The sequence below is a fragment of the Pantoea sp. USMM079 genome (assembly GCF_037153115.1).
GTDB lineage: Bacteria > Pseudomonadota > Gammaproteobacteria > Enterobacterales > Enterobacteriaceae > Pantoea > Pantoea communis.
Window position 1 is genome coordinate 102,051 of sequence record NZ_JBBCKX010000004.1, and the last position, 21,346, is coordinate 123,396.

The following is a 21,346-nucleotide window of genomic DNA, read 5'->3' on the forward strand; positions in this document are numbered from 1 at the left end:
GCCCTTTATTTATCTATTACGCTGCGGCACCGGCCACACGCTTTTCACGGTTCAACGATTGCAGTGCAGAAACATCCACAATCAACGCCACGCTACCATCGCCGAGGATGGTGGCGGCAGAAATGCCCGGCACTTTGCGGTAGTTGCTTTCCAGGTTCTTCACCACCACCTGATGCTGGCCAATCAGCTGATCCACCAACAGTGCATAACGGCGGCCTGCGCTCTGCAGAATCACCACGATGCCCTGGGTCGCGTCGGTTTTGGCATTCTGCACATCAAACACATTCCACAGCTCAACCAGCGGCAGGTATTCGCCACGCACTTCCAGCACGCGCTCGCCACCGGCCAGCGGTTTCAGCTCTTCAGCCGTTGGCTGCAGGGATTCCATCACCGCGTTCAGCGGCAGAATGAACACTTCATCCGCCACGCGCACTGACATGCCATCAAGGATGGCCAGCGTCAGTGGCAGCAGGATGCGAATAGTGGTGCCTTTGCCCTGCTTCGAGGAGATTTCGACGTGACCGCCCATCTCCTGAATGTTTCGTTTTACCACGTCCATGCCCACACCACGGCCGGACACGTCAGTCACCTGCTCCGCCGTTGAGAAGCCCGGTGCGAAGATCAGCATGCCAACTTCTTCATCGCTCATGCTGTCGCTGACCGGCAGGCCAGAGGACAGGGCTTTCGCCAGAATACGTTCACGGTTCAGACCGGCACCGTCATCGATCACTTCGATGCAGATATTGCCGCCCTGATGTTCCGCTGACAGCGTCAGATTGCCCACCGCTGTTTTGCTCGATGCCAGACGCTTCTCTGGCGTTTCGATACCGTGGTCAAGGCTGTTACGCACCAGGTGCGTTAACGGATCGATAATGCGCTCGATCAGACTCTTATCCAGTTCAGTAGAGCTACCCAGCAGCGTCAGCTCCACTTCTTTGCCCAGCTTGCTGGCCAAATCGCGCACCAGACGTGGGAAGCGGCTAAACACATACTCCATCGGCATCATACGAATCGACATCACCGACTCTTGCAGGTCACGCGCGTTACGCTCCAGCTGGCCCATGCTGTTCAACAGGTCGCCGTGCGCCACAGGATCCAGTTCGCCAGAACGCTGTGCCAGCATCGATTGGGTAATCACCAGCTCGCCGACCAGGTTGATCAGCTGATCCACCTTCTCAACCGCAACACGAATACTACTGGATTCGCTGGTTTTGGCCGGCGCTGCCGCACGTTTCGCTTCACGTTTAGCTGGCGGGGTGATGTCGGTTACGGTGGCGGTTTGCACCGGTGCAGGGGCTTCCACCGCAACGGCTTCGGCAGGTGCTGCTGCGACGGCGGCCGCGCCTTCCGGGAAGTGAATCTGCGCTTCATCAATCACAAAACAGAGCACCGCAACGATATCGTCTTTACCGACGCCATCAATGGTCACTTCCAGCGAGTTGGTGCCTTTTACCACGTTGGAGACAGTGCCGAGATTACCCAACTCCTCCAGCATCAGTTCCGGCTCTTTCTCTTTCAAATCGATCAGTTGCAGGCGTAAACCCGCGGCCGCTGCCGGGGCTGCTGCGATCTCCACCACGTCGGCCACTTTTGCCGGCTCGGGTGCGATTCCTTTGGCTTCCAGCGCCAGCTGACGCAGTGCTTCGCAGATATATTTGAAGTTTTCTGCGTTGGGTTCCTGCGCCGTTTTATAGGCATCGAGCTGTTCTTGCATAATATCTTTGGTTTCCAAAAACAGGTTGATGATGTCGGTGCTAAGCTGCATTTCGCCGCGGCGCGCACCATCCAGAATGTTTTCCAGGATGTGGGTGGTTTCCTGTAAAACCGTAAAGCCAAACGTACCGGCTCCGCCCTTAATGGAGTGGGCGGCGCGGAAGATGGCATTCAACTGCTCGGAATCGGGCTCCTGGGGATCCAATCCCAACAGGTGTTGCTCCATATCCGCTAACAGCTCATCGGCTTCATCGAAAAACGTCTGGTAAAAATCGCTGATGTCCATGCTCACGGGATCACCTCGGCTGTGAGGGTTGGTCTGGTGTCACCGCGCCTGCCGCTGGCTGCGCTGCTGGTGCAGGCACCACCGCACTGGCCGGCGAAGCCGGAGTCGCGGTAGAACTTGCGGGTGCAGCAGATGCAGCGGGACCGGTCGGTGCGGTAATGTCGGGAATAATTTGTGCCGGGTCAGTTATCTGCGCGGCATCGCTTTCAGAGTTCTCTTTCTCAATCGCAGCCTGGGTGTCATGGTTCAACACCAGCAGACTGATACGACGGTTTACAGCATCGTTCGAACCACGATTCTTTAACTTCATGGTGTCAGCCATGCCCACCACGCGCAGCATTTTGCCCCCATCCAGCCCGCCAATCACCAGTTCACGACGTGAGGCATTGGCGCGGTCGGCTGAGAGTTCCCAGTTACTGTAGCCGCGATCGCCCGTCGCATACTGGAAGTCATCCGTATGGCCAGCCAGGCTGATTTTGTTCGGAATATCATTCAGAACCGGCGCAATGGCGCGCAGGATGTCACGCATGTACGGCTCCACTTCTGCGCTACCGGTTTTGAACATTGGGCGGTTCTGGCTATCAATAATCTGAATGCGCAGCCCCTCTTCCACCATGTTGATGATCAGATGCGGACGCAGTGCTTTCAGACGCGGATCGGCTTCAATCAACTGGTCCAGCTTTTCGCGCAGACGATTCAGACGAATCTCCTCCAGCTTTTTCTTCTGCGCATCCATATCGACCACTTTCTTCACTTCGCCGTCTTTACGTGTTGGATCGTCACCGCCGCCGGGGATCGGGCTTTCGCTATCGCTGCTGCGCTGGCCACCGGTCAGCGCGACTTTCAGCGGTGTACGAAAGTATTCTGCAATCTGAATCAACTCTTTCGGGCTGGAAATTGAGAGCAGCCACATCACCATAAAGAACGCCATCATCGCCGTCATAAAGTCGGCATAGGCAATCTTCCACGAGCCGTGGCTGCCATGATGACCTTTATGTTTGCGCTTTTTAACCAGCACAATGGGGCGATTGCCTGCCTTCATGAGTTCTGATCCGAGGTTTGTTTCGCAGGATTTTTCGCGTTACGCACATGTTCTTCCAGCTCGGAGAACGACGGACGCTCAGCGGAATACAGGGTTTTACGCCCAAACTCCACGGCGATCTGCGGTGCGTAACCATTCAGACTGGAGAGCAAAGTCACCTTGACGCACTGCATCATTTTGGTGGTTTCAGCACACTTCTGACGCAGCACTGACGCCAGCGGCGAGATAAAGCCATAAGCCAGCAAGATACCGAGGAAGGTTCCCACCATGGCGTGTGCGACCAGCGCGCCCAACTCTGCTGCCGGGCGATCGGCTGAGGCCAGTGCGTGTACCACGCCCATTACCGCCGCCACGATACCGAAGGCAGGTAAGCCATCGCCCATGGCCGATATACTTTGCGCCGGCACTTCACACTCGTGCTCGTAGGTCTCGATCTCTTCGTCCATCAGCGCTTCGATTTCAAACGCATTCATATTTCCGCTCACCATCAATCGCAAATAGTCGGTAATAAAATCCACCAACTGTTTATCGGACAAAATACGCGGATAGTTAGCAAAAATTTCGCTCTGGCTGGGATCTTCAATGTCACGTTCTAATGACAGCATGCCTTGCTGACGTGATTTCGCCATCAGGCGATACAGCAGTGCCATTAAATCCATGTATACAGCTTTGTTATATTTCGAGCCGCGCATTAACATTGGCAAAGCTTTTAATGTTTTCTTGATCGACTTGCCATTGTTGCCCACTAAAAAGGCACCAATACCGGCACCGCCGATAATAATCAGCTCGGCAGGTTGATAAAGCGCCCCCAGATGGCCACCGACCATCATATAGCCGCCCAACACGGAGCCGACGACCACGATATAACCCAGAATAATCAGCACAAAAAATCCTTACGTCCGTAACGTGTTGGTAGAAGTTAAGCCAGAGAGCCGCAGGTGTTATTCGTAAATCGTGGGCAAAAAAAAAGCAGCGGACTAAGCCGCTGCTGGATGTTTTCCACGATGCGAACAAACTTAAACGGCGCGTTTAACCTGTTCATCCAGCAGTTGTGGAAAGGTATCGGCAGAATCTGCAGAAAGTTTACGTCTTTTTACGGCACGTGATGGCGGCTGGCACAGGCTGCAAACAAAGCTGCCAACAGGCTGATGAGCATGATTAATAAAGCTCCCGCCACAGCATTTACAGTCAGACAATTCCAGCATGCCGCTTTCAACGAATCGCACCAGGGTCCATGCACGCGTTAGCGCCAACAGCGGGCCCTCGTCCGATTGCGGACACTGCTCAAGATACAAACGATACGCTTTGATGACCGCTTCAACACCATTGCTCAGCCCGGTTTTCAACAGGAACTGCCAGGCATTACAGAACATGGATGAGTGAATATTTTGTTCCCAGGTCATGAACCAATCGGTTGAGAATGGCAGCATGCCTTTCGGTGGTGGTGCACCACGCAGCTCTTTATACAGTTTAATCAGGCGACCACGGCTCAACTGGGTTTCGCTTTCCAGCATTTGCAGTCGTGCGCCCAACGTAATCAGCTCCATGGCCAGCTGAATATCGCGCGCTTCCTGAACAATACTTTTTTCGGTCATTAAACCGCCCTCTTCTTCGCAGAGGCATCATCTTTTGACGCGTTCCGCAGTAAACGGCTGGATAATAAAATGCCGGTGTGGATTTGCTGCAGGTCATCCACGCGTGATTCTTGAGTCAAACGGTTAATATGGTTGTGATCGGTAAAGCGGAACTGGCAAACCAGTTGATTGGTTTCCGCTAATTTTACCATCTCAGGCAAGGTTAATTGCGACAATGCATCTGCCATCGATTCATCGATGCCTAAACGAAACATTGCTGAAGCTTTTTCCTGGTTAATTAAACGCTGAGCAAGAAGCAAATATGACAGATTGATGTCATATATATGTTTTAGTAATTCTGATGTACCCATTTTTTTCCATCCTGATAGACGCGACACATATACGGCCACAGAATTAAAAGTTCTATGGTTCGGGTTGCTGGTTGGTAAATCTAAAGATGGCAAAAAATAATCAGGCAAAGCCAACGTGTACTGAACTGTTTCACTTCCCGCCGGGACACTGATCAGTAGTAGTCAAAACTCCAGGCCAATCTTTTCTTGAGTTGTAACCATCTTCCGTGACGTCTGCTTACAGTTTTTTAAGACTAATCCGAAAACAACGCAAATCTATATCGTCTGATTTCTACATACAACGTGAGTGGTGCGAAATTTTAGATAAAGTGTGATCTGCATCACACTTTTAAGGCAAATTTTTTCCTGGAAGCTTCAGAATTGCTTTTCTGTTGTGCGTTTTTTGAGCGAATTTGAATTGTTTCGCTAATATTTCACTCTAAAAAGCCCCTTTTTAGCCTGTGTGGTCGATTGTCATGACAACGCGATCTTTTATCTGTTGAGTTGGTTTTAAATGGCGATATGCATCCATTTAAAATCATAAAGGCAGCATAATATGCTAAGTTTGGTAAAAACTATTTGCTTCTAAATTAATCACTTACAGGGAATATTGCTGAAATGCACTACCACCATGATGATAGATAAGCGTGAAGACTGGACGCAGCGCGCCTGGGAACTGTTAGGGCTTTGTAGGGAGTGTTTAGCGAACGGCAGTGGATGTAACAGTGCGTTACATTAGTGATATGAATGAATTGGGGATTTGACGCATTGATTTGAGATAACTATCGGCCTGACCAACCAAACCTTTAGGGCCGACATGAAAAAAAAGCTTTTTTCACGTTCGATTGCACGCTTTTTAACCAAAACGTGCGATTTTAGCTGCCGTGTCAGGCAGTTACTCCTTAAGGAAATGAAAACGATTTCGCAGGTTTAAGATGGGCAGTGAAAACGGTGCGCAGCATTGCGCACCGGAAAGCAGATTTAGGCGAGTTTCGGGAAGGTCGCCACTTTATTGGCGATACCATGATCGGCGCTGCGCGCCGGCAACGCATTTAAATCACGCAGGAAGCTCTCACGCCATTGCGTAATATCCTGCTTGCGCAACACCGCCATCATGTCGTTGTAGCGCGAGATGCGCTCGGTGCGCGGCATGGTGAGTGCCCTGTCGAGTGCGGCAGCCACTTCATCACGATCGTAAGGATTCACGATCAATGCCGATGTCAGTTCGTTCGCTGCCCCCGCAAAGCGTGACAACACCAGCACGCCGGGATCGTCTGGGTCCTGCGCAGCCACATACTCTTTCGCCACCAGATTCATGCCGTCACGCAGTGGCGTGACCAGCCCCACATCGGTTAAGCGGAAGATTTTCATCAACAGGCGGCGATCAAAGTGCTGGTTCAGATAATAGAGCGGTGTCCAGCCGAGCGTACCGTACTTACCATTAATACGCCCCGCTTCCGTCTCTAATTGATGTCGAATATCCTGATAAGCCTGCACATCGCCACGGGACGTCGGCGCGATTTGTGAATAACGGATATTGCCGCGATGCTGCGGGAAATTCTCCAGCAGTGCCTCATAAGCCAGAAAACGCTCCGGCAATCCTTTGGAATAATCGAGCCGCTCGCTGGCAATAATGTTTTGCACATCGCCCAGCTCACGTTTCATTGCCGCCATTTTCGGTGGCAGATGTCCTTCGGCCATCTCTTTGATGCTATCCGGCTCAATACCAATCGGATACACCTCCGTCATAAAGGTATTGCCAAAGGCACGATGTTTCTTCTCGCCTTTATTCTGCAACTGCGTCAGCTGGCTGAGGCTATCGAGGAAGGCTACGCGATCGGACTCGGTCTGGAATCCCAGCAGGTCGTAATCGCACAGCATCTCCAGCAGTGTCTGATGCGGTGGCAGCGCATTGAAGATCTCCGGCGTCGGGAACGGAATGTGCAGGAAGAAGCCGATACGATTGTTGACGCCCAGTTTGCGCAACTCGGCTGCAAACGGCAGCAGATGGTAATCATGGATCCACAATACATCGTCAGGTTGCAGCAGCGGCTTCAGGCGCTGGGCCAGCAAGTTGTTCACACGGCAATAGCCATCCCAGGCTTCGCGCTGATACTGCACTAAATCCAGACGATAGTGGAAGGCCGGCCAGATAACGGTATTAGAGAACTGGCAGTAGTATTGATCGTAATCGTTCTGATTGAGCGGCAGTGAGGCATAAGTAATGCCATCCTGTTCAATCTGCGAAAGTGGCTCATCCTCTTCCTCGCCAGAGAATTCACTGATTTCTCCGTTCCAGCCAAACCACAAGCCTCCGGTGGTGCGTAACGCGTCCAAAATGCCCACCGCAAGCCCCCCCGCGCTGGCTTTGCCTCCATCCGGAATGGCGATACGGTTAGATACCACGACTAAACGACTCATAACCTTGACTCCTTACCGACGATGTCATGTTCTAGTTGTAATAATAGTTGCGCCAGCCAGTGCCATACCGCATCAACGCTGTCGAGACGGTAGCGCGCATGGCTGGCGCCTTCTCCGACCTTGACTGAAATGCCCTGCATGGCGTTAACGGCGAGAAATCCTTTTTCATCGGTCAGATCGTCACCCACGAAGACCGGAATGCGGCCAATAAAGGGGGCTTCTTGCATAAATTCACGTACCGCAGCACCTTTATCGATGCCCTGCGGTTTTAGCTCCACCACACACTTGCCCGGCTGCAGTGCCAGCGCAGGAAAGCGCGTCACGGCGTCTTCCGCCAGCTGCATGATGGATTTTTCGTACTCGGGCGCGTTGCGATAGTGCAGCGCAAACGCCATGCCTTTCACTTCCAGCAGGGTGCCTGGCCATTGGTCGAGTGTTTGCTGCAGTTCGGTTTGCAGCGTTTGCGCAATGTCGCCAGGCAGCGAATGCCGGTGCACGTGCCCACTGGCGTCACGGCGTTCCGCACCATGCACGCCCGCAGCGGGCGCTTCCAGTGGCGCAACCAGTGCATCCAGTTGCGCAATCGGACGGCCCGATACCAGCGCCAGGGCGCCATGGCTCAGATTGGAGATTTGTTGCAGATGCTGGCGCACCGATGCGGGGATGGAAACCGACTCGGGTTGCGACTGAATGGTCGCTAGCGTGCCGTCGACATCAAAAAAGAAGGCATAAAGACCGCCACTTAATGACGGCAAGGTGCTGTTCTGATTAACCGCAGGGGTCACGTCTCCTCCTGTTCATTAGGCTTTAACAGGATGTTCGAAGTCAGGCTGGGTGTTTTCAGTCGGATGTCTGGACTGAGGCGAGGAGATTGAGCCAAAAACGGGGGACTGCGATAGGTAACTCTCCACAAACGCACAACTTTATAGCCAACACAGCAACCTGACTGCGAACATCGTCAGCATTAAGTCTAGACGGAGATCACAGTTTTGCCAGGCACAGTGGGTTAATGCATGAGAAAAGTGTCTGTTTCAGGTCTTTGCAACGGCAAAAAATCGCCCCCTTTCCTTTTATAACGCTTCGCTTTTTTAAGACCTTAAATTTTGCCCGCCCTCTTTCCCTGGTGACGCCTCATTTACCAGATTTTCCTTACTTGCATCCGCGCCGCCGATTGGCTTATGGTGCGGTTACCGCGCGATTCAAGGCGGAAAAAAGGCCGATAAAGGCCCATATCTGCGCCAAATGGCGCTTTCAGGCAGGCATTCAGGACGATGAAAATCCGATCAGGTTCACACTTTTGCGATGTCATGGCGGGTAACAGCCTATGATCCCCCAGAGCTACAGTCAGCGCGTGCATTTCTATTACTGCATCTTGGTGGCGCTGAAGATCAATGCAAAAACGCGCAAACCCGCCGGCGTGCGTGGCAAGAATAACTTTCTGCTGAAATGGCTGCGTAACGCGCAGAACAACACCATTTTCCATCCCGACATCACCAGCGAAATTGAGTGGCTGCGTGGCAAAATTATCAGCTCCGGGCCGGATGCCGATTTAGAGCCGATGCTGCAATACGTTTATGAGACCGCCAGGCGCGCCGAAACCCTGCGTTTAGGATCGTGAATACCCCCCTCCTTGTTAAAGTAACCTGCTGAAATATCAGCGATGGAACGTTCGGCTGCACGAACATCAACAGGGATGGATAACAGGACATCAGATATGAATTTCACCATACGCAAGGCTCAGGCCGAGGACGCAGAACTGCTTCATCAGCTGGGACGCATGACCTACAGCGCGCATTTCAAACATATGTGGGTTTCAACCGACGAAATGGATGCGTTTATCGATAAAGAATATGGCCTGACGGTGCTGCACAGCAGCCTCGCGGCGGAAAACGAGAGCTGGCTGATCGCCGAGACCGATCACCCGGTAGGTTTTGCCAAGGTCACCTGGAATACACCGGTTCCTGATTCCGGCATGACGGGCGCCATGTTGAATAAGCTCTACCTGAATCCCGATCAGACCGGTAAGAACTTCGGCAGAATCATGTTCCAAAGCATCATCAATGAAGCCCGTGAGAAGCAGGAAGGTTACATGTGGCTGGAAGTGATGGCTGAAAACGTGCGTGCACGTAAGTTTTGGGAAGCCTTTGGCATGCAGCACATCAAAGACATCCCGTTCGTCACCGCCTCGCAGCGCAGCACACTGCAAATTTTGGGTATGGTGATTTAACCCGACAAGGCGCCGCGAACACCGATTTCGCCGCGCCCTCTCCGCCTTTATCTGCGTTTATCCCCGTCTTTACCACTTATTCAGATTTGTTCTAACGATATAATCAGTTTTTCTTTCAAGCCATCTCTCCGCATCATAACGGCAACACAGGAGGCGTTATGGCTGATATCTCTCTACACAAACACTCACAGGGTATGGCGCATTTCGCGCCCGGTTTGCTGCTTACGGCGGCCATTGCGCTGGCAACGGCATGGCTCGGTAATCTGCCGTCGGTCGCGCAGCTGGGGTTAGGCGCCCTGACGCTGGCCATCATCGGCGGAATCATTCTCGGCAATACGCTCTACCCGACGGTGCACGGTCACTGCGACGCGGGCGTACAGTTTGCCAAACAGAAACTGCTGCGTCTCGGCATTATCCTTTATGGCTTCCGTCTCACCTTCCAGCAGGTGCTGGATGTCGGCGTCAGCGGTGTGGTGATTGATGTACTGATGCTGACCAGCACCTTTACCCTCGCCTGCTGGCTGGGACGTAAAATCCTGAAACTGGATCGTGAAACCGCGTGGTTGATTGGTGCAGGTAGCAGTATTTGCGGTGCCGCCGCCGTATTGGCGACTGAACCGGTGATTAAAGCCGAATCGTCCAAAGTGGCGGTGGCGGTCGCGACTGTGGTGATCTTCGGTACACTGGCGATTTTCCTTTACCCGCTGATTTGGCATAGCGTTTCGCCATTACTACCAGGCCTGAGCCTGAGTGAATTTGGTATTTACACCGGTTCGACCATGCATGAAGTGGCGCAGGTCGTGGCGGCCGGACATGCTATCAGCCCGGAAACAGAAAATGCGGCGGTGATCGCCAAAATGCTGCGCGTAATGATGCTGGCACCGTTCCTGGTGGTGATCGGGGTGATGGTACGCCGCAGCGCACCGGCCACCAGCGGGGAAAAACAGCGTATTACTTTCCCATGGTTTGCACTGGCGTTCATTCTGGTGGCGCTGTTTAACTCAGCGCATCTGATTCCCGCCTCGGCGATTGCGGTCATTAATCAGCTGGATAACGTGCTGCTCGCCATGGCGATGGCCGCACTGGGTCTTACCACCCATATCAGTCAGCTGAAGCGAGCCGGTCTGCGTCCGCTGTTATTAGGGTTGATGTTGTTTATCTGGCTGATTGTCGGCGGCGGCGCGATTAATCTCACTATCCACCATTGGCTTGGATAACTTATTTGCCGCCCGACCGGGCGGCAAAAGCCTTATTGTTTGAAGTGTTTTCGTGAATAGATGGCGGTCTGTCTGCGGCTTTTAATGCGGAATTTGGCATGAGAGATCACCGTCATCCACTTCGGATCAACCTTGTTAGTCAAATAGATATTCAACTGATCCAACAGCGCCTCCCAATTCTTCGCCTGCCAGGCTTTATCACTACCAAGACTCTCCTTCATTCGCTGAATAAGGCTATCCACCCTGGCCTTTACATCACTCAGCGTTTCTCCGGCCTGATGTGCTGCTGCTAATTTCCGGATTTCGGTGGCGTAATAATGGATATCGATCTCGTTTTCGCGCACGCGAACCTCTGCTTATTATTGGTCCGTAATATTACAGTAACCTAAGTCTGCGAATTAACATAATCGGCAATACCTCTCGCCGCTTCGCTATTCTTACACACCCATACTATTTTTCAGCAATAGCGCGCAATATTCGTGCGATCGGACAATTAAAAACGCCGCCTGAAGGCGGCGTTTCACAGGGCTTGGGTCGTAATATAAAATGGGGTTTCATTATTTTTTCGAAATCTTAACGCATTTCTTTCAGTTACCCATCAAACAAACAGACCCACGAGTTATCAGTCAATTGACGAACATCCACTGACTTACGTTCACTCTTTAATCGTGAATTCCAGCTCACTCAGTTTTTGATATTCCTTCGCCAGCTTTTTAAGTTGCGCCGCACGCATTTTATCCGCACGCGCCAGGGCTTCTTCTTCGGTTAACTGAAACTCTTTTTTCTTAAAGAACTGCTCAAAGTTGTACTCACGATCGCGACGCTGTACAAATACCTCGCCATCGTTTTTGAGTTCGCCTTCTGCGATGTAAATGCCCCGGGTTAATGCATATTTTGTTATATAGGCTTTTGTCATGCTGTTCTCTCATCTTGCTTCGTCAGTTAATTAAAGCAAAATCGCCGCGTAATTTACAGCGCCTTGAAGAAAAAATAGTCTATTCCTGGATTGTATTGCCATTGATTTAATTAATGTTTTAATTAAACCGAACGCAAAGGCCAAGCGAAGACATTCATCTGGTATGGTGGCAATTAAAAGCGCAGCGTGCCTTTAAGATTCCAGTAATGCAAAGCCATCCCATATGAAATTCCCGCTCAGCGCCTCAAATGATAGCTTTCATTTTTTCTGGATATTTTACCAACTCAACCCAAAGCGCATGAGGTATTTACGTAAGCGATCGGCATCATTCGGCTGCTTTTTATGCTGCCGCGAGACCGAAAATAAATGTCGTCCTGCTTCAGATAATGTTGAGGTGTGTTGGCACACTTCCAGCCCGGTTTCGAGTTGTTTTTGATCGAAGAGAGCCTTTGACAGAAGCCACAATAAGGGCGTTGAGGTTCATGCCAGGGACAGCAAAGCCACAAACGCATCACATACTCAGTAAAGCGTACCCCTGATTTTGCAGCGTGGTCATCGTGGTAAGTGCAGAAGGTGTATGGATCACTGAATCTGCAATCCATTGAGGTTCGTAGTGATGCCATGCAAGCGCCTGATCGCACACCGTGACTTTAACGCCCTGCTGTTCCAGCGCCGATATCAGCGCAAGGTTGGGATTATCCACACCAAACAACTGTCGAAAACGGGTGTTTTCCAGCATCGCGGGCGTCGCTTCGCCATTCACCGCTACCACAAATTTTAACTGCTTTGCCGGCACGCCGGCCGCCACATAGGTATTCACCACTTGTGCCACATGCTCCAGCGCCGGATTCACCTGACTGCGTTCTTCCGCGCCACGACTGACTTTGAAGACCACTTTGTTACTCAGCGCACTGCTGGGCTGGAATGCGCTGCTGGCGTCATAGTGCACTTTGCCGTAACCGGCAATAGCGGGCGTGGTCCAGTTGATGGCGGGATCGGAAGGTGGGGCACTCACTTTCGCGGCAAAGAGGGTTTCATTTTGGCTGAGTAAGGCACCGCATACCCCACCCGCTACTGCGACAACTGCGCTAATCACCACTGAACGCATCTCTTTTCCCCCGCGACATCGTGAAAAATCGGCCTTGCCAAGTATGGCATGGATTGGCATTTTGTCGGCTTATCGTGGCGGTATACGGGCATATTCAGCCATTTCCTAACGCCCGGTAAAAAGTGGCGGCTCATGTTATGCGCTAATCCGCTATTTACTTCGCCACCGGGAGATCTGCGTATCGGGTGGTATACGCCGGAGATAACATCTCACGCTTCATCGCCCAGGATTTCTGGATTCCTTGTCCGGCGAACCATAGTTTCCCTTTACCGCTTTGATTAATGCCATCGATCACCTGCATCAGCGTTTCGCTATTCGCCTGCGGCTGGATGTCATCAAACAAATTGAGCTGCGCCACACCCTGACTGAAGAAGTCACCTAACATTACCCCCGCTTTCATATAGCGGCACCCTTCCCGCCAGATGCGATCCAGCGCCTCGGTGGCCACGCGGATAATATCGCGGCTGTCATTGGTGGGCGTTAGTACTTTAATGATCGCCTGATTACCGTAAAAGATTTCACCCTCCGCATGCGGGCTGGTGCGAATAAACACGCCGATCTGTCGACAATACTGCCGTTCGCCACGCAACTTTTCGGCGGCGCGCACGGCATAGTTGCACACCGCTTCACGCATATCGGCGTACTCCGTGATACGTCCCGCAAACGAGCGTGAGCAGACAATCTGCTGCTTCACGGGCGCAAACTCTTCCAGTTCAAGACAGGGTTCACCGCGCAATTCGCGCACGGTGCGCTCCAGCACCACATTGAAGTGCTTGCGGATCACCCAGGTGCTCTGCTCCGACAAATCCAGCGCGGTATTGATGCCCATCGCATTCAGCTTCTTGCTGATACGACGCCCTACGCCCCACACATCCGCCACATCGACTAACGCCATTAACTTCTTTTGCCGCTCAAGGTTGGAGAGATCCAGCACGCCACCGGTTTTGCTCCATTTCTTAGCGGCATGGTTAGCCAGCTTGGCGAGGGTTTTGGTGGGCGCGATCCCCACCCCCACCGCCAGATGCGTTTCGCGTTTCACCCGCTGCTGGATTTCCCGTCCGAACTCTTCCAGCACGCGGCAATTCCGCACGCCCGTCAGGTTCATAAACGCTTCATCGATGGAGTAGATCTCAACGGCGGGTGCCATCTCTTCCAGTATCGTCATCACGCGCAGACTCATATCGGCGTAGAGCGCATAGTTAGAGCTGAACACATGCACGTTATGGCGGCGCAACACATCTTTGATTTTGAAATAGGGGCCGCCCATGCCGATATCCAGCTTCTTGGCCTCGGCAGAACGCGCGATGACGCAGCCATCGTTGTTGCTTAACACAATCACAGGCTTGCCTTTGAGATCCGGCCTGAATACCGTCTCACACGAGGCATAGAATGAGTTCACATCCACCAGCGCAAACATTACCGTCTCAGCGTTTTGATGACATGTTTAACAACACCGAAAATCTCAAACTGATCCGGGTCGGGAATGGGAATGATGGCGTGCGCCGCATTCATCGGTTTGAGGTGCAAGCAAGGCTTCAGCATCAGCTGCTTCACCGTGAATTCCCCCGCGATAGCAGCCACCACCACATCACCCTGCTCGGGTTCTACAGCACTATCGACGATCAGCATATCGCCATCACTGATCCCGCCCTCAATCATCGAGTCACCGCTGACTTTGATGAAGTAAGTGGCGCTGGGATGCGTGACGCAGAGATCATTGAGGTCAATACGTTGCTCAACGTAATCCTGCGCCGGTGACGGAAAGCCGCACGGCACACGACTGATAAACAAGGGCAAACTGAGGATGGCGCGGAGTTCCGCCGGTTGATAAAACACCATAATGATGGCCTTCGAAAATATACTGTATATAAATACAGTATTACTGATCGGGTTGTTTGATCAAGCGGGATCCTTCGGGATGATGCAAAGCAGTTGGCAGGAAAGGAGATTTAGTTTTGGCGGGTTTTGACGGTGAGATGGATGTGCTGCGGTGGTTTTGGGCTAGGGTGAAATGAGGGTTCGCTACAAAGTTGAACGACTGTTTTTCTCACGACTTCATATAGGAAATGCACTTTGCCTCAACTTCAAGACCAGAGCATGCGCCGAACGGCCTTTATTGCGGATACTACTGCACTGATTTTATTTTTCACCACGACGGGCATGATTAATGAACGATGGATCGCCGGCATGGCGTGGGATCAGGTCCTGCATGCCCGTTTGATTGGTGCCGTTTTGATGGTGCCGGTTGCCCGCCCTTATGGCTTGTGGCGCGATTGGGTAATGCAGCGTGCGGGATCGGGCCGGGTTTCGAAACTGCTGTGGGACAGTGTCGCGCTGGTGAGTTTTCAGGTGCCGATCTATGCAGCAATCATTGCTTTTAGCGGTGCATCGGGCAGTGGACTGGTGCGTGGGACGCTCGGTGCTGCGTTGATGATGCTATGTTTGGGAAGGCCTTATGGCGCGTTTCTAAATTGGGTGCGGGGGTTGTTTGGTTTGCCGCCGGGCGGAGAAAAGCCGATGTCATTGGATGGCTAAATGATTCTCAACCGGAAGCGAACAAAAATGATTCGAATAGCCTGTGAAAGGGTGTGTTAACCTTTTGATGAACTGGCACTTTTCCCACATGAATAATCCATTTTTTATAAAATCATTAAAACCAGTGCCTCACGCTGTATTAAAAATGAACACCCCCATTCCGCATGATGGAAACGCCAGATTGAATATTTAAAGGCCCCGCTTTTATTGATCATAAAAATCCACACCATAACGTTATTAAGACGAGTCGTAATGCAATATTGAAAATAGCTTCTAAGTTTAAATTGAGGTTGTCATTAATTCGATCTGATGGAGGATTTTCAGTGTTATTTCAAGATCATGAAAAAAGCCATATTATCATTGGTGAAGCCGCATTAAGCCTTGCTTTATGTCGAAAGGAAATCAGTGTTGCGAACCTTTTTTCACAGCTTGGTTTGATGTCTAAATCAGAGAATAATATTGACCGCTTGACTCAAATCGCTAAAGCCCGAAACTGGTTAATGAGCTTTGAGTCACCTTCAGTCGCCGAGGAGCACATACCTTATTTGCAAACCTTAGTTAGCCTGAATAATGAATTGAATTAACGATAGATGAACTGAAGCCAAAGGACGTAATCCGGTTCCGGCCGGAAGACGACGAAGCGGATGACCTCATCGGTTACGCGTAAGCGTATACCGGCCGGAGACACTGTCAGGGACGACACTCTCAAAATGAGTTGCCAGAATCAGTCTTTCGCTACACCACTGGCGAAGCAACTGAGTTATCACGCATAAGCTGATAACACACTCCACGTAAACCATCCCCGCATAAAAACCGCAAACATCGAAGATGCCTTTGAGCATAAATTGGCCTGACGAGATTTGTGGTCGATACCAGAACGGTTTTTGGTGATCACCGCCCTCCCAATTTTGACAAAATGCGCTAAATTTATTTCATCTGTGGTTTCGACATCACTCGAAATACCACCCTGTACAAAACCCGCACTCTACCCATTGATTGCGATTGTTATACGTTACAGCCTGACCATAATGACGTTTGAGTAGCGGACATAAGGGATAAAATCATGTATCAGAGCGCACAACAGTCAACCAATAGCGCGAAGTCTTTCCTTCACTTAGATGCACTTCGCGACAAAGCCACTGCTGAAACCGTTGTGATTGAAGCTGCAGCGGGTGAAATCACCCAACGTGGCGTGAGAGTCACTAACGGCGCCGTTATTTTGCAATTGATCACTGAAGTGCAGAAGGCCTCTGATCCCGTGCAAATCGATCTGTTACTCAACGCCCTAAAAATCGTGGTCGGGATGACTCCCGGTGAAGCGGAACGCTGGGCATACTTCAACTGGTAAAAATGTATATAAAGACTAAGCACATCGTGACCATTGATATTGTTGCTACAGAAGCCCCACATCCAGGAAACAGACGGGAAGCACTCAATATTTTAAAGAATGCAGGTATCAGCTATACGCCAGGTATCGGCAAAAACGAAGTGGAGGATTTTCTGTCACCTTATTTGGTGAGGTCATATTAGGTCGCCTGCAAATTTCGACGCTGTTAGCGCCGAAAGACAAGATCTGCTTCACGCTCAAAGCCGACCTGACATTTCGCCAGTTGGTCCATTCCGTACCAGAAGCTGTAGTTCAATCAGCAATGCCTTAGTTGCGTAATGAAATAGATGACGAGCAGTGTTTTGTTTACGTAAGGTAAATGCTCATTCCTCAGCCAACAAAAGGACTAAGCATGGGCAGGTTTCAGGGTAAACGTATACTGATCACTGGTGGTACAAGTGGCATGGGGTTGGCAGGCGCGCAGCGCATTATCACTGAAGGTGGTGATGTAGCGATTACAGGACTGAGCGAAGAAAGACTGGAACGCGCCCGTACTCTGCTGCCTAAAACATCGCTTATTTTGAAAAGTGATTCTGCAAGCGAAGTTGACATCAATACGCTAAAGGAAGCTATTAGCGATTGGGGTTCACTTGATGGATTATGGCTCAATGCTGGCTTCGCGGAGGTCAGCTCTCCGGAATCTGTAACGGCGGATTCTTTTAATCGCATGATGAACGCAAATGTGCGCGGCCCGATGCTACAGCTTGCCGCCCTATCAAAATCACTTAATTCAGGTGCATCCGTTCTGGTTACTTCGTCCTCTTCGACTTATGAAGGTGCGGCTATGACAAGCCTGTATGCAGCGACGAAAGGCGCCGTTATCGCCATGGTAAAAAGCTGGGCATCTGCGCTGGCCGAACGTGGCATCCGCGCCAACACTTTGGTGCCGGGCCCAATTGAAACTAATTTCAGGCACTTTATGCCAGAGGAGTCGCGTCAGCAGTTTGAAGATTTCGTGGTAAGCCAGGTTCCTTTAGGTCGCGCAGGCACAGCAGAAGAAGCCGCTGCGGTTGCACTCTTCCTCCTGTCCGATGACGCATCCTATGTTACTGGCAGTCAGTATGCTGTAGACGGTGGGCTGGTACATTACTGATGTTTCTAAAAGGAGTTATGAAATCTATCGAGTAGATTCACTAAAGTCTGCTGTTCGCTCACAGTGGATCTTGGTTGTTGTAGATGTCCGCTCCGTGCCAAAAGCAGACGTCAAAATAGCTAGGTAGGCCCAAAAACGCGTGTTTTTACATTCATAAAGATGTTTTCACTAGTTTCTTCTTAAGGTTATTTTCGCTCCAATGATGATCAATGCCATCCCAGACAACATGCTGAAAGATAATTTCTCGCCCCATCCAACGTACCCAAATAAAGCAGCAAATATTACTGATAGGTAGGTCCAGGACACAATTTTATCAGTTGACGCATACGAACATGCAGCAGAAAGAAAATATTGTGCGAGAGTGGTAACTATCCCAAGCATAATTAGCAATGGGAGTAGTGAAAGACTAAATGATTCCCATACCCATGGTACAAATACGAGCGAATATATTAAGGTATAGAGAGAAAAGAAGAACATTTGACTATAAGGGGTTTCTGTATCTGACATCATCCATATGGTAATCGTTGCGGCGGCACCCATTACACCCGAAAGTATGCCTGATAAGTCGCCACCATTGATGCTATGAGTGGCGACGCCACTGGTCATCGCCACACCAATAAATCCGATGATAGTTCCTATCCAAACATAGCGGTCTGACAATCTCCTCAGCACCAGCAATGCAATAACCGGAACAAATATTGGTGATGTTTGCTGAAGCAATACTGCAGTGCTCAACTCAGTATTTTTAACAGCATAGAAGTAGGTAATGAGTGCGCAAAAGGTAAAAAATGAACGAAGTGCATGGAGACCTTTCCTTTCCGATTTAAAGCTTAGCTTCCCTGACACCAGACCTATAAAAGACACAATAATAAAACTGAAAACATTGCGCCAAAAGACCAATGATAAAACATCCATTTTGTAAGAAATATATTTGACAAGCATCCCCGCCAACGCAAACATAAATGCAGATATAGTAATGTTACTAATAGCCTTAACTTGCATCATTAACAGCCCTAATTAATTCCATTTCAAATTAATTACACGTAAAAGAATGAATGAAGTGGTCTTTTATAGTTTAGCACTTAACTGATTCACAGAGCTGGTCATGTTTGAACAAGATGCTGCCTTGTCACTGATACCTTGCACAGTTCCGCTTTTCGCTCACGGCGGACCTTCCCCGCCACCCCACCAATCGCCAACTTACCAACACAAATACACCCCAAAGCATTATGGTAAATCTCATGTCCCCCCGTGCTTTCCAGGTTGTGAATCCCAGAAACTTCAGCAAACATCTCTTAAGCACAAATATGGAGCACCTACCATGAACATAACAAAAATCGATCACATCCACGTCTACGTTGACGATATCGAGAAGGCAGAACGCTGGTATCAGGAAATCCTTGGCTTCACCCGCGATAGCTCGCTGTACCTCTGGTTTGAACAAGGAGGGCCGCTGGTCATCAGGAATGATGGCGCATCGCTTTCCCTCTTCCTGAGAAAATCACAGCACCCAGGCCATACCATGGCTTTTGCCGTGCAGGCATCAGCATTTCTCGAACTGATACCTACCCTAAAGTTCAACAAAATCGCCTATACCGTCAGTGATCACGATGTCTCTATGTCTCTTTACTTCAGCGATCTCAGTGGCAACAAGATTGAAATAACGTCCTGGGAATATACGCAGGCAAAACAGATATTGGAAAACACGGGATAACAATTCGCCAGCCACGAACAGATAACGCTATAATCATGAACGAATTAACATTTTGAACGGAGTCAAAATTGAAATTTCACTATTCGCTTCATCGCCTTAGCCTGATAAAGCAATGGCAAAAGGACAGTTTCAGAATCGCATTTTTTATTCTCATAGGCCTATTCTTCTCAGCCGTGATCAAATGGCTATTACCCCAATTAACTCATGGTAATATCACCGGCGGCTTTACCGGTATGCTATGCGGGCTTGCAGCAAGCTTTTGGTTTACTAATATTGCGTGGCTTACATTTAAGACCCCCATTCGCCAAAGCGACCTGGATTCAGTTCTGGAGAAATACCATTACCAGCAAACTGAGCAAGGTTATTATGAGCTGCAGATAGCGAAATACCGAAGATTCAAATCTCAGCGTATTTATATAAGCAACGATGGCAATGACATCACGCTTGAAGGCCCCTACAACACCCTCAAAAGAATCATCAATCATCTCAATAAATAGCCGGGAACTTTGAGGGGCAAATATTAGATGACTGGCACAAATACCCAGCCAGTCATCGTCAGTCTTAACCGTGCATCACCACATTAAACCCTTCATCCGCATCCGGTGCGACGAAGTAGCTGCTGATTACCTCGAACTGCGCATCGGTGGCCGCGAAATCATGCTCACCTTCTGCGTTGCGCGCATGCAAACGGATTTTGCACACCGCATCGGGCACATCGATAAAGTGCAGTTGGTGCTCCGCCTGTGCACTCTGGATCACCGCCTTCATCCACTGACGTTGGCCCACGGTGTTCGCCGGGAAATCCAGCACCACCGACACACCGCGCTGTAACAGTGAGATCAGGTGCGGCGTCATCGCATTGCGTAACTTGCCTGCACAGCGCACGTAGTCCGCAACATCCTGCATCTCTTCGGCGAACAAATGTGCCAGCCAGGCGTCTTCGCTGATAATCACCGCGCCAGTTTGTTGGGCCAGTTGGTGCGCCAGCGTGGATTTTCCGGCAGCGATTTTGCCGCACAGCAGATGCAAAACAGGACGAGATGTGGACACAGACGCAGATTCCATTAGCCAGCTCCAGATAAAATGACGCTCTACCATGCCGTTAAATGCCGGTCCAGTAAAGCCTGGCATCTACACTTACGCTATCTCTGCAAAAAATAAGGAGACGCATGATGAGTCAACGCCTGCATAAAATCGACTTTCCGGTCAGCAAGGCGCGGAAGTATCTGGAACCCGGTCCGGTGGTGTTGCTGAGTTCGCAATTTGAAGATCACCACAACATCATGACGCTCGGCTGGCACACCATTCTGGAGTTCTCGCCGTCACTGGTGGGCTGCATGATCGCCAACGGCAACTACAGTCATGAGCTGATTCGGCAAAGCGGACAGTGCGTGATGAACATCCCCTCGGCGGATTTGGTGGATAGCGTGGTGGCGATTGGTAACTGCCATGGCGATCGCCTCGATAAGTTCGATGCCTTTCACCTCACGCCAGAACCGGCAAAAGTGGTGAATGCGCCGCTGATCGATGAGTGCTTCGCCAGCTTTGAGTGTCAGCTGTATGACGACTCGATGGTGAATAACTACGGCTTCTTTATTTTCGAAATCGTTAAAGCGCACGTGGCCGATAAACCGGAATTTCCGCCGACGCTGCACTACACTGGCGAAGGACGTTTTACCGTAATGAGCAATAGCGTGCTCGACAAGCACCATGATTTTAAGCCAGAAATGTTAATTTAAGCGGCTTGAATTCGCCTTCGAGCG

Annotated in this window: 25 protein-coding genes and 1 pseudogene; 11 read left to right on the forward strand and 15 right to left on the reverse strand. The window is 50.5% G+C overall.

Annotated elements, in window-relative coordinates; translation table 11 throughout:
- Window positions 1-16 precede the first annotated feature (16 nt).
- From cheA to otsB, 7 genes are all read right to left on the reverse strand, one after another.
- On the reverse strand, window positions 17-1,999 hold the full coding sequence (cheA, locus tag WFP70_RS08650; protein WP_196250088.1) for a chemotaxis protein CheA: 1,983 nt from the start codon (window positions 1,997-1,999) through the stop codon (window positions 17-19).
- Window positions 2,000-2,009: 10 nt separating this feature from the next.
- A complete protein-coding gene (gene motB, locus WFP70_RS08655; RefSeq protein ID WP_337023249.1) occupies window positions 2,010-3,041 on the reverse strand; it encodes a flagellar motor protein MotB in 1,032 nt (343 codons plus the stop codon).
- Window positions 3,038-3,925 (reverse strand): flagellar motor stator protein MotA, encoded by an 888-nt coding sequence (gene motA, locus WFP70_RS08660; protein WP_034821846.1) that lies wholly within the window; start codon window positions 3,923-3,925, stop codon window positions 3,038-3,040. Before motA ends, motB begins: the two co-directional genes overlap by 4 nt.
- Window positions 3,926-4,057: 132 nt before the next feature.
- The gene (gene flhC / locus WFP70_RS08665) at window positions 4,058-4,636 is read right to left on the reverse strand and encodes a flagellar transcriptional regulator FlhC (protein WP_034821849.1); all 579 of its coding nucleotides are present in this window, start codon (window positions 4,634-4,636) and stop codon (window positions 4,058-4,060) included.
- Window positions 4,636-4,986: a flagellar transcriptional regulator FlhD gene (gene flhD / locus WFP70_RS08670; RefSeq protein WP_034821852.1), complete on the reverse strand. Its 351-nt coding sequence runs from the start codon at window positions 4,984-4,986 to the stop codon at window positions 4,636-4,638. The genes flhC and flhD overlap by 1 nt, the downstream gene beginning before the upstream one ends.
- A gap of 960 nt (window positions 4,987-5,946) precedes the next feature.
- Entirely contained in the window at window positions 5,947-7,386 is a 1,440-nt protein-coding gene (gene otsA, locus WFP70_RS08675; RefSeq protein WP_337023248.1) for an alpha,alpha-trehalose-phosphate synthase, read from the reverse strand.
- On the reverse strand, window positions 7,383-8,171 hold the full coding sequence (gene otsB / locus WFP70_RS08680) for a trehalose-phosphatase (protein WP_034821859.1): 789 nt from the start codon (window positions 8,169-8,171) through the stop codon (window positions 7,383-7,385). Before otsB ends, otsA begins: the two co-directional genes overlap by 4 nt.
- Window positions 8,172-8,395: 224 nt before the next feature.
- Here otsB and WFP70_RS08685 point away from each other — a divergent pair, with 224 nt between their 5' ends.
- The 4 genes from WFP70_RS08685 (at window position 8,396) to WFP70_RS08700 (ending at window position 10,830) form a co-directional block, all read left to right on the forward strand.
- Window positions 8,396-8,704, forward strand: coding sequence for a hypothetical protein (locus WFP70_RS08685; protein WP_160834653.1), 309 nt, complete (start codon window positions 8,396-8,398; stop codon window positions 8,702-8,704).
- Window positions 8,705-8,710: 6 nt separating this feature from the next.
- Window positions 8,711-9,004, forward strand: a complete 294-nt coding sequence (locus tag WFP70_RS08690) for a hypothetical protein (RefSeq protein ID WP_202403471.1) — start codon at window positions 8,711-8,713, stop codon at window positions 9,002-9,004.
- A 96-nt stretch (window positions 9,005-9,100) separates the two neighbouring features.
- Entirely contained in the window at window positions 9,101-9,613 is a 513-nt protein-coding gene (locus WFP70_RS08695) for a GNAT family N-acetyltransferase (RefSeq protein WP_337023247.1), read from the forward strand.
- 158 nt (window positions 9,614-9,771) lie between these two features.
- Window positions 9,772-10,830, forward strand: coding sequence for a YeiH family putative sulfate export transporter (locus tag WFP70_RS08700; RefSeq protein ID WP_034821867.1), 1,059 nt, complete (start codon window positions 9,772-9,774; stop codon window positions 10,828-10,830).
- Window positions 10,831-10,862: 32 nt separating this feature from the next.
- On the opposite strand, the gene WFP70_RS08705 is transcribed toward WFP70_RS08700, so the two are convergent.
- From WFP70_RS08705 to umuD, 6 genes and pseudogenes are all read right to left on the reverse strand, one after another.
- A complete protein-coding gene (locus WFP70_RS08705) occupies window positions 10,863-11,174 on the reverse strand; it encodes a hypothetical protein (RefSeq protein ID WP_337023246.1) in 312 nt (103 codons plus the stop codon).
- A gap of 311 nt (window positions 11,175-11,485) precedes the next feature.
- Window positions 11,486-11,746, reverse strand: coding sequence for a hypothetical protein (locus WFP70_RS08710; protein ID WP_058959703.1), 261 nt, complete (start codon window positions 11,744-11,746; stop codon window positions 11,486-11,488).
- A 276-nt stretch (window positions 11,747-12,022) separates the two neighbouring features.
- A pseudogene (locus WFP70_RS08715) lies at window positions 12,023-12,190 on the reverse strand (sigma 54-dependent transcriptional regulator); the annotation flags it as partial.
- A gap of 67 nt (window positions 12,191-12,257) precedes the next feature.
- Window positions 12,258-12,854, reverse strand: coding sequence for a DsrE family protein (locus tag WFP70_RS08720; protein WP_038647436.1), 597 nt, complete (start codon window positions 12,852-12,854; stop codon window positions 12,258-12,260).
- Between the two features lie 154 nt (window positions 12,855-13,008).
- Window positions 13,009-14,271: a translesion error-prone DNA polymerase V subunit UmuC gene (umuC, locus tag WFP70_RS08725; protein ID WP_337023245.1), complete on the reverse strand. Its 1,263-nt coding sequence runs from the start codon at window positions 14,269-14,271 to the stop codon at window positions 13,009-13,011.
- Entirely contained in the window at window positions 14,271-14,693 is a 423-nt protein-coding gene (umuD, locus tag WFP70_RS08730; RefSeq protein WP_034821888.1) for a translesion error-prone DNA polymerase V autoproteolytic subunit, read from the reverse strand. Before umuD ends, umuC begins: the two co-directional genes overlap by 1 nt.
- A gap of 258 nt (window positions 14,694-14,951) precedes the next feature.
- Here umuD and alaE point away from each other — a divergent pair, with 258 nt between their 5' ends.
- From alaE to WFP70_RS08750, 4 genes are all read left to right on the forward strand, one after another.
- Entirely contained in the window at window positions 14,952-15,389 is a 438-nt protein-coding gene (alaE, locus tag WFP70_RS08735; protein ID WP_337023244.1) for an L-alanine exporter AlaE, read from the forward strand.
- A gap of 323 nt (window positions 15,390-15,712) precedes the next feature.
- A complete protein-coding gene (locus WFP70_RS08740; RefSeq protein ID WP_337023243.1) occupies window positions 15,713-15,973 on the forward strand; it encodes a hypothetical protein in 261 nt (86 codons plus the stop codon).
- A 479-nt stretch (window positions 15,974-16,452) separates the two neighbouring features.
- On the forward strand, window positions 16,453-16,737 hold the full coding sequence (locus WFP70_RS08745; protein ID WP_058959699.1) for a biofilm development regulator YmgB/AriR family protein: 285 nt from the start codon (window positions 16,453-16,455) through the stop codon (window positions 16,735-16,737).
- Between the two features lie 391 nt (window positions 16,738-17,128).
- Window positions 17,129-17,869: an SDR family oxidoreductase gene (locus tag WFP70_RS08750; protein ID WP_337023242.1), complete on the forward strand. Its 741-nt coding sequence runs from the start codon at window positions 17,129-17,131 to the stop codon at window positions 17,867-17,869.
- Window positions 17,870-18,037: 168 nt separating this feature from the next.
- On the opposite strand, the gene WFP70_RS08755 is transcribed toward WFP70_RS08750, so the two are convergent.
- Entirely contained in the window at window positions 18,038-18,874 is an 837-nt protein-coding gene (locus WFP70_RS08755) for a DMT family transporter (RefSeq protein ID WP_337023241.1), read from the reverse strand.
- A gap of 316 nt (window positions 18,875-19,190) precedes the next feature.
- Here WFP70_RS08755 and WFP70_RS08760 point away from each other — a divergent pair, with 316 nt between their 5' ends.
- Both WFP70_RS08760 and WFP70_RS08765 read left to right on the forward strand, forming a co-directional pair.
- The gene (locus tag WFP70_RS08760) at window positions 19,191-19,583 is read left to right on the forward strand and encodes a VOC family protein (RefSeq protein WP_337023240.1); all 393 of its coding nucleotides are present in this window, start codon (window positions 19,191-19,193) and stop codon (window positions 19,581-19,583) included.
- Window positions 19,584-19,651: 68 nt separating this feature from the next.
- Entirely contained in the window at window positions 19,652-20,080 is a 429-nt protein-coding gene (locus WFP70_RS08765; RefSeq protein ID WP_337023239.1) for a hypothetical protein, read from the forward strand.
- Between the two features lie 64 nt (window positions 20,081-20,144).
- Here WFP70_RS08765 and WFP70_RS08770 read toward each other — a convergent pair whose 3' ends face one another.
- Window positions 20,145-20,648: an AAA family ATPase gene (locus tag WFP70_RS08770; RefSeq protein WP_337023238.1), complete on the reverse strand. Its 504-nt coding sequence runs from the start codon at window positions 20,646-20,648 to the stop codon at window positions 20,145-20,147.
- 107 nt (window positions 20,649-20,755) lie between these two features.
- Between WFP70_RS08770 and WFP70_RS08775 the strand changes: the two genes are divergently transcribed.
- Window positions 20,756-21,322, forward strand: a complete 567-nt coding sequence (locus WFP70_RS08775) for a flavin reductase family protein (protein ID WP_337023282.1) — start codon at window positions 20,756-20,758, stop codon at window positions 21,320-21,322.
- Window positions 21,323-21,346: the final 24 nt, after the last annotated feature.

Bases quoted from the DNA above. Each gene is read 5' to 3' on its own strand.
- umuC (WP_337023245.1), bottom strand. From the start codon at position 14,271: ATGTTTGCGCTGGTGGATGTGAACTCATTCTATGCCTCGTGTGAGACG.
- WFP70_RS08745 (WP_058959699.1), top strand. From the start codon at position 16,453: ATGTATCAGAGCGCACAACAGTCAACCAATAGCGCGAAGTCTTTCCTT.
- WFP70_RS08700 (WP_034821867.1), top strand. From the start codon at position 9,772: ATGGCTGATATCTCTCTACACAAACACTCACAGGGTATGGCGCATTTC.
- motB (WP_337023249.1), bottom strand. From the start codon at position 3,041: ATGAAGGCAGGCAATCGCCCCATTGTGCTGGTTAAAAAGCGCAAACAT.
- flhC (WP_034821849.1), bottom strand. From the start codon at position 4,636: ATGACCGAAAAAAGTATTGTTCAGGAAGCGCGCGATATTCAGCTGGCC.
- WFP70_RS08685 (WP_160834653.1), top strand. From the start codon at position 8,396: ATGCATGAGAAAAGTGTCTGTTTCAGGTCTTTGCAACGGCAAAAAATC.
- WFP70_RS08695 (WP_337023247.1), top strand. From the start codon at position 9,101: ATGAATTTCACCATACGCAAGGCTCAGGCCGAGGACGCAGAACTGCTT.
- WFP70_RS08710 (WP_058959703.1), bottom strand. From the start codon at position 11,746: ATGACAAAAGCCTATATAACAAAATATGCATTAACCCGGGGCATTTAC.
- alaE (WP_337023244.1), top strand. From the start codon at position 14,952: ATGCGCCGAACGGCCTTTATTGCGGATACTACTGCACTGATTTTATTT.
- flhD (WP_034821852.1), bottom strand. From the start codon at position 4,986: ATGGGTACATCAGAATTACTAAAACATATATATGACATCAATCTGTCA.
- cheA (WP_196250088.1), bottom strand. From the start codon at position 1,999: ATGGACATCAGCGATTTTTACCAGACGTTTTTCGATGAAGCCGATGAG.
- WFP70_RS08760 (WP_337023240.1), top strand. From the start codon at position 19,191: ATGAACATAACAAAAATCGATCACATCCACGTCTACGTTGACGATATC.
- WFP70_RS08770 (WP_337023238.1), bottom strand. From the start codon at position 20,648: ATGGAATCTGCGTCTGTGTCCACATCTCGTCCTGTTTTGCATCTGCTG.
- WFP70_RS08690 (WP_202403471.1), top strand. From the start codon at position 8,711: ATGATCCCCCAGAGCTACAGTCAGCGCGTGCATTTCTATTACTGCATC.
- WFP70_RS08755 (WP_337023241.1), bottom strand. From the start codon at position 18,874: ATGATGCAAGTTAAGGCTATTAGTAACATTACTATATCTGCATTTATG.
- WFP70_RS08750 (WP_337023242.1), top strand. From the start codon at position 17,129: ATGGGCAGGTTTCAGGGTAAACGTATACTGATCACTGGTGGTACAAGT.
- WFP70_RS08775 (WP_337023282.1), top strand. From the start codon at position 20,756: ATGAGTCAACGCCTGCATAAAATCGACTTTCCGGTCAGCAAGGCGCGG.
- umuD (WP_034821888.1), bottom strand. From the start codon at position 14,693: ATGGTGTTTTATCAACCGGCGGAACTCCGCGCCATCCTCAGTTTGCCC.
- WFP70_RS08720 (WP_038647436.1), bottom strand. From the start codon at position 12,854: ATGCGTTCAGTGGTGATTAGCGCAGTTGTCGCAGTAGCGGGTGGGGTA.
- otsA (WP_337023248.1), bottom strand. From the start codon at position 7,386: ATGAGTCGTTTAGTCGTGGTATCTAACCGTATCGCCATTCCGGATGGA.